Origin of the sequence: Bartonella sp. AA83SXKL (assembly GCF_042196965.1) — a bacterium.
In the GTDB taxonomy this organism is placed as follows: domain Bacteria; phylum Pseudomonadota; class Alphaproteobacteria; order Rhizobiales; family Rhizobiaceae; genus Bartonella.
In genome coordinates this window covers 1-269 of the sequence record NZ_JBHIRG010000281.1, presented here as the reverse complement: position 1 = coordinate 269, position 269 = coordinate 1, and the positions used below count along the sequence as shown (strand labels likewise).

Genomic DNA, 269 nt, shown 5'->3' with positions numbered 1-269 from the left:
TTTCACTTTGTTTGGAGCATATTCAAAAACAGGCAATTTTGCCTGCGCTGGAGCAAGAAGTGCAATGGCCCGTGCTTGACCAAGTTTTAAAGTTGCCGTAGCATCCTTGTTGACGAACACATGTTCTACGGCGGCTTCCTGAGGCATAAACTGATGCAAAATATCTGTAAGCCCTTTGTAAAGCTGGCAGAGCCTAGAAGCAAGATCACAACGTGCATCAGAAGTAAGCGTACCCGCTGCAACAAATTGAAGACGATTGCCAGAGAAAT

The 269-nt window shown here is 45.4% G+C and carries 1 protein-coding gene; it reads right to left on the bottom strand.

Translation table 11 applies throughout. From position 1 onward, the window contains the following. Nucleotides 1-269, bottom strand: a 269-nt coding sequence (locus ACFINO_RS11115) for a crossover junction endodeoxyribonuclease RuvC (protein ID WP_375655906.1), incomplete at both ends; no start/stop codon positions are given.